The organism is Eubacterium aggregans, assembly GCF_900107815.1.
Classification (GTDB): domain Bacteria; phylum Bacillota; class Clostridia; order Eubacteriales; family Eubacteriaceae; genus Eubacterium_O; species Eubacterium_O aggregans.
The window spans coordinates 61,160-76,934 of the sequence record NZ_FNRK01000002.1 but is presented as its reverse complement, the minus strand read 5'-3'; the positions used below and the strand labels follow the sequence as shown (position 1 = coordinate 76,934).

Annotated in this window: 15 protein-coding genes; all 15 read right to left on the bottom strand. The window is 49.8% G+C overall.

What is annotated here, in order from left to right:
- Positions 1–92: 92 nt before the first annotated feature.
- On the bottom strand, positions 93–656 hold the full coding sequence (locus BLW33_RS01515; RefSeq protein WP_090304406.1) for a 5-formyltetrahydrofolate cyclo-ligase: 564 nt from the start codon (positions 654–656) through the stop codon (positions 93–95).
- A 32-nt stretch (positions 657–688) separates the two neighbouring features.
- Positions 689–1,606, bottom strand: a complete 918-nt coding sequence (locus BLW33_RS01510) for an AAA family ATPase (protein WP_090304404.1) — start codon at positions 1,604–1,606, stop codon at positions 689–691.
- 20 nt (positions 1,607–1,626) lie between these two features.
- Positions 1,627–3,390 carry a vWA domain-containing protein gene (locus BLW33_RS01505; protein ID WP_090304402.1) on the bottom strand — a complete coding sequence of 588 codons (1,764 nt, stop codon included), beginning with the start codon at positions 3,388–3,390 and terminating at the stop codon, positions 1,627–1,629.
- A 32-nt stretch (positions 3,391–3,422) separates the two neighbouring features.
- Entirely contained in the window at positions 3,423–3,638 is a 216-nt protein-coding gene (locus tag BLW33_RS01500; RefSeq protein WP_090304401.1) for a DUF8180 domain-containing protein, read from the bottom strand.
- Positions 3,635–4,072 carry a DUF3842 family protein gene (locus tag BLW33_RS01495; RefSeq protein WP_338070051.1) on the bottom strand — a complete coding sequence of 146 codons (438 nt, stop codon included), beginning with the start codon at positions 4,070–4,072 and terminating at the stop codon, positions 3,635–3,637. The genes BLW33_RS01500 and BLW33_RS01495 overlap by 4 nt, the downstream gene beginning before the upstream one ends.
- Positions 4,065–4,265 (bottom strand): CooT family nickel-binding protein, encoded by a 201-nt coding sequence (locus tag BLW33_RS01490; RefSeq protein WP_090244396.1) that lies wholly within the window; start codon positions 4,263–4,265, stop codon positions 4,065–4,067. The genes BLW33_RS01495 and BLW33_RS01490 overlap by 8 nt, the downstream gene beginning before the upstream one ends.
- Positions 4,266–4,314: 49 nt before the next feature.
- The gene (locus BLW33_RS01485) at positions 4,315–4,689 is read right to left on the bottom strand and encodes a DUF8180 domain-containing protein (protein ID WP_090304399.1); all 375 of its coding nucleotides are present in this window, start codon (positions 4,687–4,689) and stop codon (positions 4,315–4,317) included.
- A 169-nt stretch (positions 4,690–4,858) separates the two neighbouring features.
- Complete coding sequence (acsB, locus tag BLW33_RS01480) at positions 4,859–7,006, bottom strand: acetyl-CoA decarbonylase/synthase complex subunit alpha/beta (RefSeq protein ID WP_090304397.1); 2,148 nt, start codon at positions 7,004–7,006, stop codon at positions 4,859–4,861.
- A gap of 51 nt (positions 7,007–7,057) precedes the next feature.
- Positions 7,058–7,843 carry an ATP-binding protein gene (locus BLW33_RS01475; protein WP_090244403.1) on the bottom strand — a complete coding sequence of 262 codons (786 nt, stop codon included), beginning with the start codon at positions 7,841–7,843 and terminating at the stop codon, positions 7,058–7,060.
- Between the two features lie 16 nt (positions 7,844–7,859).
- Entirely contained in the window at positions 7,860–9,767 is a 1,908-nt protein-coding gene (cooS, locus tag BLW33_RS01470) for an anaerobic carbon-monoxide dehydrogenase catalytic subunit (protein WP_338070052.1), read from the bottom strand.
- A 130-nt stretch (positions 9,768–9,897) separates the two neighbouring features.
- Positions 9,898–10,683 carry a carbon monoxide dehydrogenase/acetyl-CoA synthase methytransferase subunit gene (gene acsE / locus BLW33_RS01465; protein ID WP_090304396.1) on the bottom strand — a complete coding sequence of 262 codons (786 nt, stop codon included), beginning with the start codon at positions 10,681–10,683 and terminating at the stop codon, positions 9,898–9,900.
- Between the two features lie 117 nt (positions 10,684–10,800).
- Positions 10,801–12,147 carry an acetyl-CoA decarbonylase/synthase complex subunit gamma gene (gene acsC / locus BLW33_RS01460; RefSeq protein ID WP_090304394.1) on the bottom strand — a complete coding sequence of 449 codons (1,347 nt, stop codon included), beginning with the start codon at positions 12,145–12,147 and terminating at the stop codon, positions 10,801–10,803.
- Positions 12,148–12,165: 18 nt separating this feature from the next.
- A complete protein-coding gene (gene acsD / locus BLW33_RS01455; RefSeq protein ID WP_090304393.1) occupies positions 12,166–13,101 on the bottom strand; it encodes an acetyl-CoA decarbonylase/synthase complex subunit delta in 936 nt (311 codons plus the stop codon).
- 89 nt (positions 13,102–13,190) lie between these two features.
- Complete coding sequence (locus tag BLW33_RS01450) at positions 13,191–13,835, bottom strand: DUF3786 domain-containing protein (RefSeq protein ID WP_090304392.1); 645 nt, start codon at positions 13,833–13,835, stop codon at positions 13,191–13,193.
- Positions 13,835–15,772, bottom strand: a complete 1,938-nt coding sequence (gene acsV, locus BLW33_RS01445) for a corrinoid activation/regeneration protein AcsV (RefSeq protein ID WP_090304390.1) — start codon at positions 15,770–15,772, stop codon at positions 13,835–13,837. The genes BLW33_RS01450 and acsV overlap by 1 nt, the downstream gene beginning before the upstream one ends.
- Between the last annotated feature and the right edge of the window lie 3 nt (positions 15,773–15,775).

Genomic DNA, 15,775 nt, shown 5'->3' with positions numbered 1-15,775 from the left:
TCATATAAATACATTCATAAATGTATTTATATGATGGATATCTGTGAGCTCATTTCATTTGCGGGACAGTCCCTTTTTATTTTTGTGATAAATCACTGACAATCAATAATCCGATCCTCAGTCATTAAAACCTGGGCGTGTTTATCGTGGGCGTCCATGGGGATGGTGTCATAAATAAAATCCTCCCGGATCAGCCCCAGGGTTTTGCAATCCGGGGTGATGGTTTCCAGGAAGCGATCATAGTAGCCTCCCCCAAATCCCATGCGCCCGCCGTCGGGCATAAAGGCCATACCCGGCACCAGTACCAGATCCAGTTTTTTCGCATCGATGGGACGAATGCATTCTTTTTTAACTTCCAGGATGCCGTAGTGGCCTTCCTCTAAATCTCCCGGGAAATCCTGGATTTCTGATAAAATCATCGTGTGGTCAGCCATCACACAAATGGGTGCTACCACATGCTTGCCATCGGCCAGGGCCCGGCGGATGAGTTCGTGGGTGTTGATTTCTGTGCCAAAGCTGACGTAGACCATAATCCAGTGACAGTCCTTATAATATGTCGATGCTAAAAATCGATCGATGATCCGGGCATCGGTCACTGGGGAATAGATGGCCTTGCGCTTGGCCAGGGTTTCCTTCCGAAAGGTTTGTTTATCCATTGGTTCGCTCCTCTTGTTCTCCATTTTCTGCTCTAAGCAAAAATATCGGCGGGACCCCACTCCTGGGGCAATCGGGTGGCAATGACATCGCCGACAATATCCTTTTCGTATTGATCAAAGGTTTTTCCCACTACCCCCATGGTAATGGCCAACTGTGGGGATAAGCCCCGGCGAATGGTCCGAAGGGCTGCCATAATCCCCCTCAGATCCACGGCCTTTGTGGAAATTTCAGAATGGAAGGCCTTTTCCTGGAGATCCACAAAGATTCCGGCGAATTGCTCTAAGGCCTCTGGGCGGCCATCGGGGAATTCATCGGCCAAAATCTTCATTAAAACCGGCATCTCGATTCGGGGAATATCCACCACCAAAAACCGGGAAACCAAGGCTTCGTTGAGTTCCTTCGTCCCGGCATAATCGTAATTCATGGTGCCGATAAAACGGGTTTTAGGATGCAGGGAGATTTTCTCATACCCCGGCACGTCAATGATCTTCCGATAATCCAGGGCAGAATGCAACACCACTAAGGCATCGTTTTTAGCCATATTGATTTCATCAAAAACCCCGAACCCACCATTGACGGCACATTCATAAACCGATCCCCGGCGCAGCCGCACCTCATTATCAATGAAGGTGTCTGTTCCGATGAGGCTGGTGCTGTCGGTATTGACATGGAAGGAGGTGTTCCACTGGGGACGGCCAAACAATCGGCATAAATTATCCGCTAAGATATTCTTCCCCGTGGCCTTTGGCCCCGATAGGAGAATGTTCTCCCCTTCTAAGAGTGCGGCGATACACATCTCCCAAATTTCTTTTCCATAAAAAACCATCTCTGTCCCTGGGATGCGATCGGCCAGATCGGAGGCCAATGGACTGGTTTCATTAAAGGCCATGGCTGCCTGGATTAAAGATTCATCCACCTGCTGTTCTCTAAGCTTGTCTGCTAATACCATTCTTCTTCCTTTTATTCCTCTTAAATCGTGATGATTTGCCGAATGTACTTGATGACGATCTCTGAAAACCGGTTGATATCCCGGATATAGGCAAAATCCACGCCGTATATCAGTTTTTCAGCCGGAAGATCCCGTTCCCGCCCCGTGTAGACTCCCAGGACCATAACACCGGCCTGGCGGGCTCTACGAACTTCCAAGGCCGTATCCCGCACGGCGTTTAGCCCCCGATAGGATTCCTCCATGGTGGTACTGCGCCCCTTGCCCACCTGGATATCATTGGGCCGTCCGTCGCTTAAGACAATGAGGATGCGGTTTTCCTCGGGACGCTTGATTAAATCGTAGGTGGCAGCTTTAATGGCCAAGCCATCCCGATTATTCCCGGAGCAAAAGTACTCAAAGATGTTCTCATTGGCCGCGTGGGGGGACTCGTAGTCCCTAAAGCGTTTGAGGATGCTGAAATCCAGGAAGCTGCTGTAGCCCTGGACCCGGGTGGGAATGCCTGCGCCGGTGAGGGCCTCGGTTAAGATGTAGGCCTGGGCCGCTACCCGGTATTTATTCCGGCTTTGGGACCCGCTGGCATCGATGAGGATATCCACCACATACCGCCCCTTAGTATTATCCACAGTGCGTTCAAAGACCTTATGGTTATTGCTTCGCCCGATGCGCCACAGGCGCCCGGGCACCAAAGCACCGGCATCTGAGGCGATGGCATCCACCACATCCTCCTGGACCAGGGTCCGAGCGATGCTCTCGGTGAGCTTATGGATGGCCCGGCGAAAAATCCGCTGGTTCTCACCATAAACCAATTTGTTTTTATTTTTATGTCGGGTGACAAAGCTATGCTGGAAGGCGTTATCACAGGCTGACCGCAGCACGCCGTCGGTCATATGGATCCGGCAGTTTTCGTGGATGCCCCGGCATAAACGTCCCTGGCGAATGAGGAGCTCCTCCGGGGACAAATAGGTATTTCCAAAATGACGGGAAACCTGGCGGTAAATCCCCTCTAAATCCTCCTCCCGGATTCTTAAAACCCGGGCCGGGCCTCCATCCAAAGCCCCCGCACCTTCATCCAGAGTCCCTTCAAATAAAGCCTCGGCCAGTTCTTCCAGCTCCATTTCCACATCCTCAAGCTCGTCATCACTGTACAGCTCATCCAGGAGGAAATCATTGAAATCACTGGTTTGTGCCTGGCGCTGCTCTTCAGCGTTTTCCCCATTCTCTGATGGCAGGTATAGGGGAAAAAAGGACAGATAGGTTTTCTCCAGACTGCGCAGCATTTCCCGGGTGTCCTTCTGGGCCGCCGCCTCGGATACCGCCGATAGGAGCCTGCTGGTGGCCGTGTCCATTTGGGGGTTCCGGCCAGATTTTCTTAGCACCGTGGCATGCTGGGCTTTTTCCAGAAGATCTGCGCTGTGGAGAAACAAAAAATGAGCGGCTATAGAATCGTAGGCCTGCTGTCGTAAGGTGGCCACCCCCGGACGCTCGGCAATAATACATTCTTCCACATAGCTGTCAGAAGCCAATTGCACCAACCCCAGAAGCGTATCCTTATCACATCCGGCCCGGACCCGGCTAATCACAAATTTCTTGACCTGGTCCCACTGGATAAACCGCCGTCGCCCCCCAGCGGTAATACCGTAGTACAGGGCGACCTCCGGGGAAATCCGACTCTTTTCTCCGGCATCGACCCCGTCATCATAATTTCCAGAAATCGTCCACATCATATTGGAAATACGATTATCAATCTCTGGTGTATCGGTGAGCCATTTACTGCCATCCGCCATACAGTCTTCCTTTCCGAACCCATGAGGCGATCTTAAGCCTGATCCTTGTCAAAGGCGACCTTTGCCGCCATTAGGCGGCCCTCAGCCGCCTTCATGATCTCCCATGCCCCATTAATTTCTGCCGAGACTTCGGGATATTTTCCGGCTACCCGCTCAGACCATACCACATACTCTGCCCTATGGTCCTCCAGATGGTTAATCCAATGGGTTATGAGTACCTTAAATAATTCCTGATCCCCTGGCTTCATTTCAAACACCCTCCGGATTCTAACTTCGTTTTAATTAAATCGGCGGCCTCACGGATTTGCAGCAACAAAGGCTTCTTTTCCAGAGCGACAATGGCTGTCCCCTCCGGAAGGATGGGAATGAGGATTTTAATGGCGCTGCTGGCAGCGATGGCCTCGACCATGGGGGTGGTAACCTCCCCCATCATCCCATTGGGAATCATCATGGAGATGGCTCCTACCACCACATCCGCCCGGGCGACGTTGTAGGCAATGGCATTCTCTCCAGTGGCACCACGGTTCGCACCCTTTTTCAGCATGGCCGCTGTCGCCAGGGAATTGGTTCCCAGGCCGTACACCATCACCTCAGCCGGGAGCTCTTCTTTTAGAATTTCCACAACCCGGGCTCCAATACCGCCCCCCATGCCATCCAGTACCGTAATCACCATTTCAGGCATCGGTTTCCTCAATGAGGATTCTATGCTGGAGGAGCTGCACTTCCTTTAGCCGTCCCCGGATGGATTTGGTTTCACCCAATAGGTCCGATAACACCAGGCCACCATCTTCCGACGGACGGATATCAATAACATAATCCATTATCTTTTCTTCATTACCTTGTTTGTTTACAAAAAAAGCGGCTGATTCACACATGATTGTTCTCCTTTAATCTGTATTTTTGATGTTCAATATGTTTTAAGCTTTACGCTTCTTCCGTCAATTTCTTCTTAGCGGCACGGAGATGCTCATCCGCCTGGGCCATGAGGGCAATGGCCTCGGTAATGGCCCCTGCAACATCCGTTTTTCCATCTGCGGTCAGCTTATCCACCCATTTTTGGTATTCCACGGCATGGTCCTGGTTATGGGCTGCCCAATGGTCCAAAAGTAGGGCAAGGACTTCCTGGTCCCGTCCCGCCGCACCATGGGAATGTCCATGCTCACCATCGTGGCCGTGATCATGGCTGTGGGTATGGGCATGGGTTTCACCATCATGGGTATGGGTGTGAACGTGCTCATGGGTGTGTGCCCCTCCATCGTGGTCGTGATTGTGCAAGTGTTCGTGCGTATGTTCTTTCATCAGAATGCCTCCTTTGCATTATTCATTATATTTATCATCATTATAACAGAGTCTATTGGGGCTGGCGAGAAAATCCACTGGAATTACGTCCATACCTACCTATTGAAAAGCCCCCTTAAGAAAGGGGGCAGTCAAACAAAGCAATCATGCATTGTAAAGGCAGGTGCCCCTACATAATCGCATCCATCTCAAGGGCTGGATGTCCTTTTTCAGTTAGGAATTCAAGAACGGCTTCAGAATCAGTGGCAATGGTTTCATCACACACCATATCGGTAAAGTTCTTAATCCCGGTCATTTCTTCAACGGACTTATTCAAACGTTCTGCAACATCATCCTTCAGCTCCTTAGGCATCCAAACGATCCGTTCGATACCGCCTTCAGCTGCCATGAATTTCTTGGAGGAGATAAAGTGACGGCCGTGGCCCATAAAGCCAGGCGTCTGCACCCCACCACCGGTCATGGAGGCGAGTTCACCGAAGGTCATCCCAGTTGGGGTCATATCCGGGAATTCACGGTTGACGATGATAACGCCATTAGCTTCTGGCATAATCCCACAGATACATTCGAAGCAACCACAGGAAGTCATGGGATCTTCCAAGATGGAGTACAAGGTAACCGCTTCAACAGCACCCTGGGAACATTTCGCCACAATTTCATTGACTTCTTCCCATGAACCCAGACGATCGTCGATAACCTTTTTCTTTTCAATGGGCTGAGCCGGACCAGTGGGATCAAGCTCCTTAGTGGCCTTACTATCCAGCCAGGATACAGCCCCGCACAGACCCAAACGTTCCGGTGTAACCACACAAACGTGGGAAGGTGCGAAGGACTGGCAAAGAGTACAGGTATAGAATTGATCAACACTTTCATCGGTCAGGGATGCCAGACGATCATCACGCTTGTCATAAATGGGCTTAACCATTTCTTTCTCTAAACGAACGACATCTTCTTCTTTCGTGTACAGGGTCACAGAAACCTTATCGACTACCTTACCAAATTCATCCAGCATTTTGGCATAAACCACTTCACCGAAGTGACGCAGACGGAAACCAGCATCGAAGGCTTCTTTGGTCAGACGAATCCATGAGATATTACGCTGTCCAACGTGCATGGAGCCTTCAATATAGTTTAAGAAGTAGTGGAGACGACGTTCCAAAACGGATTCGAAGTCCGATTGCATGGCTTTACCAGCCACCTTAATTTCCATACCCAGGGGCAGGCGTACCACATCCACGCCGTCGAACATTGGATCATCAATATCTGGTCCGATGATTTCAATGGCGTGATCTTCAATATCCCCTAAATCAACGGTGTGGACCAATTCCCAAGCCTTGGTACGGTTTCCACCAAATTCAGCCTTCATGTCATCCTTACGGACACGTTCCCCTTCAAAGGCAGAGGAAACGGAGACTGGGCAGTCAATTTCGGTAATCTTAATCTTAATGCCCCGGGCTTCCAAAGAGGTCGAATCGGTCTTGGTGAGATCCGGCTGATTGAGGAGCAGGGTTGGTACTTCGTTGATATAGGTTTCAGTAATAGCTGGGAAGCCCATTTCAATGGCGCCGGCACCCGCTGCAATAATCTTGTCTGTCCAATCGTCAAAGACGTTGACAAAGGCCATAACGCGGTCACGAGTGTAGATTCGGTGTGCTTCCCAATCCCCGGCCGGGGTATTTCCGAACATAATGGAAGCACGGATCGCAACAGAAATAACATTGATGACATCTTCAATTTCATACCCACAGGGGATAACCCGAAGTTCAACGCCCATTTTAATATTTTGTTCTCTGGCCTGATCAATACATTCCCCAACCAGGTAAGTCTGCAGACCCTTGTTCTGATAGGATTTAATGGTTTTAGCCAGCTGTTCCGGATCCTTGTGTTTCCCAATAATAACAGCAACACCAGGGATATCCTGGGTAACCAGCGCGACACCGAAAGAACGGACGACGGCATCGGTTAAGGAACCATCCACCCATTCTTCGTGGGGATTGCCATCCAGGTATTTGATGGCCTGAATGATTTCACAGAAAATAATGGAAGCCACACCAGCATCCAATGCACTTTGCAGCATGGTTGTCCGGTTAACCCGTTCCCGCCCAAGTTCCAGTGCGTGTTCCAATTCGCCAACGGTGGTGATTTTTTCACCAGTAATGGCGTAAATACAGGGCAGAGCGTAAGCGGTATCCGGCAGCTTGACCTGAGCATCTGCGCCCTTAGTGGCCAAGGCTTCCGCCACCATTTTTTCAGCACGGGTCTGGTACTCCGCCGTACCTCTAAATATAACATCAAACAAATTGACTGTTTTTCGTTCCATATAAATATCTCCTTAATACTTAAAGGGTGCTTCATGCATCCGTTAATATGGCTATTTCTTTTTTTCCTGGACGATGGTTTCAATGGCATCGCCCAATTTAGCGGTCATTTCCCGGATTGCCGGTACGTCGTAGGGAGAGTGTTCGTTCCGGTCTGACTCTGAGATTGAATCCTGATAATCGATGAAGCCAACGATGTTTTCCGCACCAATACGCTGGGTGAGGAAATCGCGATCCTTCTGACCCCGTATTTTATTTCCGATGACATAGACCTGATGGATTCCGATATCGGCTGCCAGCTTACATACCCGTTTATAGGTCTGAATGCTACGCACTCCAGGCTCCACTACAGTGATGAAGGCATCCACCGCCGAGGCCGTGCCCCGGCCAAGGTGTTCGATACCGGCTTCCATATCCATAATGACCATGTCCTTTTCGTACAGAACCAAATGGGTCGTGAGCATCTTTAGAAGCACATGCTCGGGACAGACACATCCAGATCCGCCGAGATCGACAGTTCCCATGGTCAAAAGCTTAACACCGTTGAATCTGCGGCAGAATTTTTCAGGAATATCTGCGACCTCTGGATTCATTTTGAAGAAGGCACCATAGCCACCGGTGGTGGCATTGGTCCGTTCCTCCGCCAGATCCTTCATCTCTGAAATGGGCGTGATAGAATCGATCATTTCTTCACTCATCCCCAAGGCCAGTCCCAGATTGGCATCTGGATCGGCATCTACAGCGAGGACTTCATACCCTTTGTCCGCAAAATATCGGCTTAAGCAAGCGGTTATTGTGGTCTTTCCCACACCGCCTTTTCCCGTCAGTGCAATCTTCATGCAATCATCTCCTCGGTTAGATTCCTAATTTGACACGCTTGTCTTCGATGTCTTCCATGATCAAATCAACCATCTTCATTGGATCGGTTTCAAAGACAAAACCAGCTCCCGTGTACTCCTTCAGGCCTTCGCTCATTTCCTTCATGAAATTGGGGCTACCAGCCACATAGGGGGTAACACCCAAATAGGTATTGAGTCCAGAAGCGACCACATAGGACGCGATGGCAACGGCTTTTTCAGACATATATTCAGGAGCGGCCCCAACAACAGGCAGTTCACAGACATCAATACCCCGTTCATTGGCACATTGATTGACTAAATCCAGGATACGGCTGTTATCCACGCAGGAGCCTAAATGCAGCACAGGTGGGATATGGGCACGTTCGCAGGCTTCACGCAGACCGCGGCCACAGAGGTCCTTGGCTTCGTAGGTCAGGAGTCCAGCCTTGGCAGCGGCCTGGGCGGCACAACCGGTAACGACGACGACTACATCATTCTTGATGAGTTCCTTGATGACGGTGATGTGGGCCAGGTCATGTTCTTGTTTCGGGTTGTTACAGCCGACCACGCCAGCGGCACCACGGAGGACGCCGGCCCAGATGAGGTCCATGAGGGGCTTGAATGTGCCGGCGACATCGGTCTGGGAGTTGACCACGCGGTCCAGAGCACTGATGGTGGTTTCCACGGAGTAACCGACAATGGTATCGGATTTGAGTTCGGGGATGCTCACCTTGGAGGCGTCGCGGTTCTTGAAGTTCATGACAGCCGTCTTGATGACTTCGTTGGCCACGGCCATGGGATCTTCTTCATTGAATTCGATGTACATATCGCCTGCGATCTTCGCCTTCTGAGAGGTGGAGATGAAGCGGGTATGGTAGGATTTGGATAATTCCGGCAATGCGGGGAAGATACACTGCACGTCGACGACGATGGCTTCCATGGCACCGGTTAAGATTGCCATTTCCTGCTGGTAGAAGTTACCGGCGATGCGGATGCCGTGACGCATGGTCATTTCGTTCCCGGTACAGCACATCCCGACGATGTTGATGCCGTCGGCGCCCTGTTCCTTAGCCAATTCCACAAATTCCGGATTCTTGGAGGCCACGGCCACCATTTCTGCCAGATTCGGGTCATGGCCATGGATCATGACGTTGACCATGTTTTCTTCGATGACGCCCAGGTTGGCCTGGGAAGCCCGTTCGGTGGGAACACCGTACATGATATCGGAGAATTCGGTCCCGATCATGGATCCGCCCCAACCATCGGACATACTGGTGCGCAGGGCACGTCTTAAAATGGATTTGTAGTCAGAGGCACAACCCATGTGGGTGGAGTGCATGAGGGTAACCACTTCCTGGTCAATGGCCCGGGGAGCGATCCGTTCCCGATCCCATAATTCCTGGCGGACCTTGGGTGCACGCTTCAGGAAGTTCTGGGTGCCAAAGGGCTTCCCGAATTCCATCAGGGCTTTTTCGGCCAGTTCGTGGGCCAGAGCGTAGGTTTCCTTGGTGTCAGTATCTTCCAGACCCCATTCTGCAGCGATGCGACGCAGCTTGCCTTCTTCACGGATTTTGAAGGGGCCATCTGCGGATGAATTGTGCATGGCGTGGACGATATCCCGAGCGTGGTCGGAGTGGGCGGATGTCCCGGCACAGACCATACGGGCAAAGTTACGGGCGACGATGGTATCACGGTCCGCGCCACAAATCCCACGCTGTGCGCCTTTGTCTTCGGTCAACCCAACCCGGCAGGGTCCCATGACACAAATTCGGCAGCAAATCCCATTTTCACCAAAACCACACTGGGCCTTTAAGGCCTTGCGGCGATCCCACATGGTTTCGGCGCCATCCTTTTCGGCCTTTTCTAATAAAGCTTCAGCTATCTGGTCAAATTCCAATAACTTACTGGCCATCTCATTTGACATATTTTATCTCCTTCATTCTTCTGTTTTCAAACAGTTAAAAATTTGCTATAATAGATGTGTTCTCTCTGAGCGTCTTTGCACCGGCATTTCGATGCCCTCGCGAAGACGCTCTATTCTATTTTAGCTAAAATTACAACTCTAAGACGGAATCCGCATACAGGATTTCATTCTTAATGATATCGCAAGCCTTGATGGTTTCCATCAATCGCTTGTCACAGGGATTGATGATTGCAGAGGATAAACCACACTGCATGGCCATGGCCATAATGGCACTATCCAAAATTGGACGGATGTGCTTTGGTGCTCCGTTGGAGTTATTGCTTAAGCCACCGGTGGTCAGCAGACCCATTTCGGTAATCATGCTGATACATTCTAAAATATCCATCTGCTTATCCTGCATTCCCTTGACCACCAGGAACAGGGGATCGAAGAGCATGTCCGTGGGATCCATGCCGTGTTCCATGCCCCGTTCGAGAAGCTCGGAGCAATAGGCAATCCGTTCATCGTTGTCCCCAGGAACACCTTCTTTCGAGCACAGACAGATACACATGGCATCATTGGCGGCTGCCAGATCCAAATAACCGATTCGTTCGCCGGCATCCGCTGAGTTAACCATGGGCTTTCCAACGCTGCGGTCATAAACCTGGATTCCTGCTTCAATGGCTTTCATATTAGCGGTATCCAATGCCAGTGGCACATTATCAAAGTTTTCCTGGAGGAGCTTAACGCCCCACTGCATCAGTTCTTCACCATCTTTTTCAGCCGGTCCAATATTCAGATCCAAATAATCTGCACCAGCATCCAGTTGTTCCTTTGCACGAGCCAGGATTGGTTCAGGATTACGTTCTTCAAAAGCTTTGCGAATTACCGGTGAGATACAGTGGATCCGTTCACCAATTACCATAAATTTAGACATAGGAGTCTCCTTTCACGCTTTCAACATTTATTCACAGGAGCACCTTCCCCATTTTCCAAGGGGAAAGCGCTCCTCCAGCCAGAATTCATTCTGGCTTTGAATGCTACTCTGTGCTTTCTAGCTAATGCCGCAAAGATCCCGCATAAACTTGGGAACCTGCATGGCTTCGGTCGGTCCAACAATGACTTCCCAATCCGGCAGTTTTTCAGCGACATCCCCCTGAAGGACAGCGACCTTCCCAGGAAGAATGAGCTTTCTGCTCTTTGTTTTTTCTTCAATGCCGGATTCCTTAACGAAATCAGCGATGGTTCCTGCACCAAATTTACCGGCAGCCCAAGCGGTCAGAACAGAGTATCCACCAGCGTCGGGGATAATCAGGTAAGACGGCACCTTGGAGCGTTCGATTTCGCCGGAAACCACGAAGTAGGATAATGCAAAGTCAACGGTAACGAGGACTGGTGCATTGTCATCGGGCTTATTGTATTCATAGATGGCGGGTTCAACACGCATTGGCTTCTGGGGATCGGTGAAGATATTCTGGCGCAGACCGAACAGTGGCAGAGCCTGGGCATAATCAATATCATTCATGACGATAACGGAGCCGTAGCGCATAATGAAAGCAGAGGCAAGGGCCACTTCCATTTCAGAGCTTTTTGCCAGCTTATTAACAAAGACGATGGACGGATAACCGAAGGTCCGGTCGTCCCCCTTGAGGGCATTGGTTCGAATGGTTACGGCATTTTGATAGGCATCTTTAATGGAGGTTTCGCCCACATTCAGGATCAATTCCTTGTAGCCGGCCTTTTCGATTTTTTCCACTGTATCGTGGAGGGCTTCGATGCTGTCCGCTGTCACACCCAGGACGACACCCGCTTCCTTTGCAACAGCGGCCATGGCTTCAGCGTTATCACCGTTGGCAGCCATGAGAATCCCCTTGACGGGAGCGATGGCGGCAGCAGCTTCTTTAGCCACATCTGCATCTTCAACAACGGCGATGGGTACACGGCCGAGCTCAATTGCCTTGGCAATGAGGGCTAAGAATTTGTCCTTATCGCCTGCGTAACGGACTGCAACCATTTCAGCGAACATCATTTCGCTGATCCGATCGTATTTTACGCTCTCTAAGTGAGCGATTTTGGCTTCTGTCACATCATCTGCATCGGCATCTGAGAGTTCGACAGCCATGAGGGCTTTGTTATTATAGGTTTTTTCGTGGCGGAAGAGCACGGTTTCGCCACCGAGGGTATATTCTGTTTCACCGGTACCTACCTTGATGGTTTTCATGGGAGGTGCCGTCGCTTCAGAGAGGACTGCCTTGGCATCGTCTGAAATATAGGGACATTTTTCCAACTCAGCAGCACCAGCGGCCACTTTCATTGAGAATGCCATACAGGTAGGGAATCCACATTCCTTACAATTCTTTTTGGGAGTTAATTTGAAAATATCTAATCCTTTTACTGCCATTTTAGTACGCCGCCTTTCCTAACCAACTAATTCCTTGACGAAATCCAAAGCAACTGCTGCGGACTTGGGATGTCTGACGACGACCGCATTACTGCCTCCAATTAGACAGGCAGCCACAGTAGAAACTTCCATATCAATGCCGCGAGTTTCCTGGCTCCCCCATTCCGGAGCTTCTTCTTCGGTAAACACGGCTTCCTTTACGCCCCAGGCATCATCGGCTACATTGGTGATGATGGGCATCTGGAGGGAATCGTCATTTTGGCCTAAAGCAGCAAGACGGATGCGGTCCATGGTTGAAGCAACATATTCAAAACCATAACCTACAGCAGCTGAACCGATATCCATGACCATGTTATCTTTATTGACACCCAGTTGGTCCATGAGGATGTTCAACTGTTTAGCAAGGTTGATATCCACGGCAGATTCACCTGAAACCTTGTTGCCATCCGCATTGGCTTCGATTCCGATTGTTTTATAGTTATCTTCCACAGCAGAGAATAAAATGACATTCTTATTCATTAATGCCTGTGAAATTTTGCTCAAAAGCTCACTGTCTTTTTCAGCATTTTTACAACCGCCAATAATAAGGGGTAGATCCACAGCGGCTTCAACGGCGACTGCAATCTCGACACATTCATCCACCGGACGATCCGCACCGTTAGGGTCTGCACTGCTGAATTTCAATTCGATAAATTGAGCATCGGTATTGGCTTCAATGTACTTAGCCCATTCCACTGGGTCCTTCATCACATCACCGTACAGATCCTTCAAACAGGGTTCCCAATCCTCCGGATATGAATCGGTAATTTCAATTCCCACTGCTGGTGCATGCCCAGCGTCACTAAGGAACATCAGGCCCTTTTCCCCACCGATGGTGATGGCTTTTTCGCCTGTCCCCAGGACACACTCGTTGATACTGCCACTGAATTTCTGCTTTGTCATTTTAAATGGCATTTCCAAAACCTCCTCTAAACCTCTTTGAATTTTATAATAAATATAAATAAATTATATTGATATAAACTGATTAAACTTTTATAACTCGATTATTTTGTATAAGCCTTCAGCTCACTGATAAAAACATCGCCAACCACTGCCAAATCCTCGGCATCGAAGACGCTTAAAACATTTTCATCAAAGAGCACCTGGGCTTCCGGTGGAAACTCCTCATCGGCCAGCCACAAAATAGCGGTAACATACCGATTTCCAACAAACCGGAATCGGTAGGCCAAATCCCCACCCTTTACCGGCTCTGCACCCACAGCCGCCATGGCCTTTTTAAAACCCTCTGGATTATGGCCGAAGCTGAAGGCCAACCGCTTAAGGCAGCGTCCTTCAAACGTTTTAAAATAGTGGTTCCCACCGGATATATCCCGGTAAGATATATTAGAACCTGTGGGTTCCATGGGCTTCGCATTTTCCAAATATCGCAGGATAAGCGTCATCATGTGCATATCCTGGCATTCAGTGCCATCCTCCATGGTAATGATCCCCTCGGGGTAGCTGACAAAATAGTGCTTTCCCATGAGCACGACATCAAAGAATTTTTCAGCTTCGTCATATGGACAGCTGCTTCCCTCTGCCATTTCCTGGGGGGCATGCTGACCAAGTAAGCTTCGGTAATGCTCCAGGGGAACTTTATCTTTACGGTGCTCCTCAACGGCCTCAAGAATTGCCTTGCGATCGATCATCACATCCCCCCTTGATTTAAACTCGGAAACAGGCTTTTATCCGTATGGGGAATGAAACAGGCTGAAATAAATTCATCCATATACCCCGGATGGGCACTTAATTCCACATAGGTCATATTGTCGGCGATACTTTCGATTTTTTCCTTTGCCTCTGCCAGGGTCAAGGCCAGATAAGAGCCTTGGATGGAGCTGTTCCCAATGAAGTAGTACTTCTCCTCTTCAATGTCCGGCAGCATCCCCAAGGCAATGGCGTTGTGGATGTTGAGATTGGTCCCAATCCCACCAGCTACGTAGACATTGGACAATATTTCCACTGGCATATCCATTGTTTTAAGTAAGGTATTGATGGCCGAGAATACCGCTCCCTTGGCTTTAATAAAGCTATCGATATCCACCTCGGTCAAGTAAATATCCCGGGCTGCACCGTCCAAATCCTTTGACAATAACAGATACCGCCCGATGTCATAATCATCAAAGGCAATCCGGGGAGTGCTTAATTCCCGGGGCATCCGTCCCTTCCCATCGATGAGTCCCACGCGCTTCAGCTCGCAGATTAAATCGATGATGCCAGAGCCACAAATTCCCGCCACTGTCTTTTCATCTCCAATGGTATGAAAATCCGCTTTATAAGAGATGTCGTCAATATGGACCGCTTCAATGGCTCCCGGTACTGCCCGGGTTCCACAGCTGATCTCTCCCCCTTCAAAGGCTGGCCCAGCGGAGCAGGCACAGGTCATCATGAAGTCCTGGTTTCCAAAGACGATTTCACCATTGGTGCCCAAATCCACCAGCATGGTAAAGTCCTCCTGGAGCCACAGGGGCACAGCGAAAACGCCGGTGGTAATATCGCCACCCACATAACTGGCGACGGAGGGGGCCAGGTATATCCGCCCCTCAGCATTAATATTAATCCCCAAATCCATGGCTGCCAGCTCATTCACCCGGCAAACTCCTGGAATAAAGGGCTCCTGTCTTAAGTAGTCTGGGTTTACCCCCAGAAGCAGTTGGACCATAGTCGTGTTTCCAGCCGCACAAATGGTGTAAATATCCGTGGGACGAATCCCCGTGGCCAAGACGATTTGTTCGATTAAGGGATTGATGGTTTCATCCACCACCGCCGCCCGAAGTTTTTCAAGACCCCCTGGCTTTAATGAATACACAATCCGGTTAATGACATCGCCGCCATATTTTACCTGGGCATTCCCCATGGATGCCTTTGCCACAATTTCATTGCTGTCCATATCTACCAGACAGGCAGAAACCGAGGTGGTCCCAATATCTAAGGCGATGCCATAGAGCTGTCTTGCATCGGTAAAGGGAACGGCCACATCCAATATTTCCGCAGTCTCCCCATTGTTGAGATAAACCACCTTGACCTTGAAATCCTCGACTCTGAGAATATCCGGCAGCTTCCGCATAACGGAAAGGCTCATGTGGATATCTGCAAATCCCAGGGTCTGGGAAAAATAACGCCACAGGCGTGTTTTGTCGTCTACATTGTCATCTAAATCCGGTTTTGGCAGGGTGATCATTTCACAGCACAGTCGGTTATCGTCCGTCATCCCCCTTTGAATGAGCTTTTTTCGGACGTATCGAATGTTTTTATTTTCACTGGCCGATAAATCGGTAATTTGCATTTTATTTTGAAAGGAGGATGCCAAATCGGGCACCTCGATGACCAAATCCGATAAAGCATGACACTGGCAAGCCAGTACATAGCCATCTGCTACAGCCTCTTCCTCCAGGCGTTCACTGGTATTTCCCCCAACCTCGCCAGACAGGATACGCACCTTGCATTTTCCACAGGTTCCATTGCCATTACAAGGTGAATCAATCATCACACCGGCCTGTCGGGCCGCATCTATGATGAGCTCACCATCTCCAGCGATGTATTCCACCCTGCGTTTTCCCTTGATTTCAAATGCGATGTGATGCATGGG

Coding starts and splice junctions, on each gene's coding strand:
- BLW33_RS01515 (WP_090304406.1), bottom strand. CDS start 656: ATGGATAAACAAACCTTTCGGAAGGAAACCCTGGCCAAGCGCAAGGCC.
- BLW33_RS01510 (WP_090304404.1), bottom strand. CDS start 1,606: ATGGTATTAGCAGACAAGCTTAGAGAACAGCAGGTGGATGAATCTTTA.
- BLW33_RS01505 (WP_090304402.1), bottom strand. CDS start 3,390: ATGGCGGATGGCAGTAAATGGCTCACCGATACACCAGAGATTGATAAT.
- BLW33_RS01500 (WP_090304401.1), bottom strand. CDS start 3,638: ATGAAGCCAGGGGATCAGGAATTATTTAAGGTACTCATAACCCATTGG.
- BLW33_RS01495 (WP_338070051.1), bottom strand. CDS start 4,072: ATGCCTGAAATGGTGATTACGGTACTGGATGGCATGGGGGGCGGTATT.
- BLW33_RS01490 (WP_090244396.1), bottom strand. CDS start 4,265: ATGTGTGAATCAGCCGCTTTTTTTGTAAACAAACAAGGTAATGAAGAA.
- BLW33_RS01485 (WP_090304399.1), bottom strand. CDS start 4,689: ATGAAAGAACATACGCACGAACACTTGCACAATCACGACCACGATGGA.
- acsB (WP_090304397.1), bottom strand. CDS start 7,006: ATGGAACGAAAAACAGTCAATTTGTTTGATGTTATATTTAGAGGTACG.
- BLW33_RS01475 (WP_090244403.1), bottom strand. CDS start 7,843: ATGAAGATTGCACTGACGGGAAAAGGCGGTGTGGGAAAGACCACAATA.
- cooS (WP_338070052.1), bottom strand. CDS start 9,767: ATGTCAAATGAGATGGCCAGTAAGTTATTGGAATTTGACCAGATAGCT.
- acsE (WP_090304396.1), bottom strand. CDS start 10,683: ATGTCTAAATTTATGGTAATTGGTGAACGGATCCACTGTATCTCACCG.
- acsC (WP_090304394.1), bottom strand. CDS start 12,147: ATGGCAGTAAAAGGATTAGATATTTTCAAATTAACTCCCAAAAAGAAT.
- acsD (WP_090304393.1), bottom strand. CDS start 13,101: ATGCCATTTAAAATGACAAAGCAGAAATTCAGTGGCAGTATCAACGAG.
- BLW33_RS01450 (WP_090304392.1), bottom strand. CDS start 13,835: ATGATCGATCGCAAGGCAATTCTTGAGGCCGTTGAGGAGCACCGTAAA.
- acsV (WP_090304390.1), bottom strand. CDS start 15,772: ATGCATCACATCGCATTTGAAATCAAGGGAAAACGCAGGGTGGAATAC.